Here is a 2,260-nt window from a genome sequence, read left to right as displayed (position 1 = left end):
CCCCGGAAGGGTTTCATCAACGAGCACGCCGGTGTGCTCCTTAGCTGAAAAGCTTAGATTTGTTGAAAGGATGCAACGACCGAAAAAACTGGAGAGGTGTCCGAGTGGCTGAAGGAGCACGCCTGGAAAGTGTGTATACGGCAACGTATCGAGGGTTCGAATCCCTCTCTCTCCGCCATATACAAACCCCGCCTTGCGCGGGGTTTTTTTATGGCGGAGTGCACAGGGTGAGATCCCACGCGAGTTCGACAAATTCATCAGGAATGAATTTGAACGCGCCCAGCGCGGCCCCAAAGGGGCGAAGGCAAGGATAGCCCGAGTAATTCCTCCCTCCTCTACAAGCCCTAAGTTAATGTAACTTAGGACTTTTATTTTGTGATGAGTTCATCTCCTCAGGTAACTCGGATCATTTACCATGCGATAAGTACCTTTCTTGGGCAAATAACGATTCGCAAAGGAATAACAAAAACTCGCATACAGAAACCGTTTACAGAGCTTCTCGGTTTTATCTCGCACAAGCGCAAGATGCGCATATCCCGGATTCCGGCATTATTTCAATTCCCGCGTGGTTCATCCCTCAAATGAGATGCGTACCCATGTGCACCCAAAAATGGGTGATATCCCCTATAATTGGGGAATATTTCCCAAAAATAAATGTTTTCTGATTTCTATCCATCTTTGTTTTGAAATTTATTCTATGTATATCATGTACTTAAAGAAAGTTACTCGGTACTGATTTTCTGGCCTGAAATATGCTATTGCATATATTAGTATATTTCCAGTCAGGGGACTAAAGTGATACTAAATGTTGATATGATTAGTGAAGATCCTATATTTGAGCCGATAACTGCTCAAGCAGTGATTCATGACAAAAAGAAACTTTCCGAAGGCTTTAGATATACTCTGAAGTATGTGGGTCATGCTATGGCAGAGCGAGTTGCCAGCAGTTCAATTACAAGTGAAGGAGGTGAATTATATATTGCTGATATGGTTAATGTTTATGCAGCGGCTCAGACTGTCGAAGACGGAAGTATTGTGTATATACATCAAGTAGTCGGGTTAACTAACGGTAACAAAAAAATACTTTTTGATGGCTCAAGGGATGATCCGAATTTTGAGGACACTACTACAACCTTTGAAAGCTCTATTGCTCTGATAGGAGTTGAAGCCAGGCTAAACATGTATGACGATTGTGGAGTAGACCCAATGGATTAGAGATGTTCTTTTAATCGCTGATCAATTTTATTTTTAAGCGGCTTTTCTATACCTTCCAGATTTTTTATTTGTGCTTTAGTCTCATCTATTATTCCTGAATACTCGGCCAATATTTCCTTGTCAAAATCTTTGCTTTCGTCCGCCTCCATCTTAAATAAATACATCTTGTTAAGGAAATTGTTCAGTATATGATTATTGGCTTGAAGCATAGAGGTGTAAATTTCAACTTTTTCCATCTCCTTTCTTAGTAATATTTTGGTAAATACTTCTCCGACAATACCAAATAATAAAATCAAAAATGTGACTGTTAACCTCATCCACAGTTCATGTGAATCATCAGGGAGCAGATCAATCCAGGAATTATCAAAGAAAATGAAATGGACAACGGACTCGATTACCCAGTAGCAAAGGCAAAAGAAAATTGACAGATAAAGTATCGGGAACTTTGAAATAATTTTAACCATATAATAACTGCTGCCGCTATAAGAAATAAGTATAGTCTTTTTCAGTAGTCAGTGGACGCCATTTACGACCATTGCGAGTTGCTCCTTAGCCCAGGTCTGTTTCCGATAACCCATGAATAGTCTAACCTTCCTCGAGATCATTTTGCTGCAGGGATAAATGACAAACAGGCCGACCGTATGAAATGGCCGCACCCGACTGGATCTGTTTCTCTAACTGCCTCAAAAGGTATCAAGATGGAGTGCGTGATAACAACACATAGCGTTCACTTAAGGAAATATGACCTTGAGAGAGGGGGCAGTAATTAATTATGCCCGGACTACAGTGAACAGAGCGCCGGTTTTTAATTTTCTTCCTTGGTTTACTCCAGGCTCCTGATCAGGATAATAGGCGGCCCTGAAACATAAACATGGTTTATGGCATCGACGACTAAAAAATCTAATTTCCTGTGGCGCGGGCCCAGCACGTTTGTGGTCATTGCTGCCGGTGCTACATTGAGCCTGAATGACTTTCTTACATTTCCTGTCATGGCGGGTGAAAATGGTGGTGGCGCATTCCTGCTTCTTTATAGCTTCTTTCTGGT

2 protein-coding genes and 1 tRNA gene are annotated in these 2,260 nt (G+C 41.6%); 2 read left to right on the top strand and 1 reads right to left on the bottom strand.

Annotated elements, in window-relative coordinates; translation table 11 throughout:
* Positions 1 to 90: 90 nt before the first annotated feature.
* Together Q0X72_RS13715 and Q0X72_RS13710 are read left to right on the top strand one after the other, a co-directional pair.
* A tRNA-Ser gene (locus Q0X72_RS13715) sits at positions 91 to 178 on the top strand.
* Positions 179 to 813: 635 nt separating this feature from the next.
* Positions 814 to 1,215, top strand: coding sequence for a hypothetical protein (locus tag Q0X72_RS13710; protein ID WP_297766562.1), 402 nt, complete (start codon positions 814 to 816; stop codon positions 1,213 to 1,215).
* Here the strand turns inward: Q0X72_RS13710 and Q0X72_RS13705 are convergent.
* Complete coding sequence (locus tag Q0X72_RS13705; protein ID WP_297766560.1) at positions 1,212 to 1,451, bottom strand: hypothetical protein; 240 nt, start codon at positions 1,449 to 1,451, stop codon at positions 1,212 to 1,214. The genes Q0X72_RS13710 and Q0X72_RS13705 overlap by 4 nt on opposite strands.
* Positions 1,452 to 2,260: the final 809 nt, after the last annotated feature.

The organism is uncultured Muriicola sp. (assembly GCF_947258935.1).
Lineage (GTDB): Bacteria > Bacteroidota > Bacteroidia > Flavobacteriales > Flavobacteriaceae > Muriicola.
The sequence above is the reverse complement of the archived record's forward strand: the minus strand, read 5'-3'. Positions and strand labels throughout refer to the sequence as shown.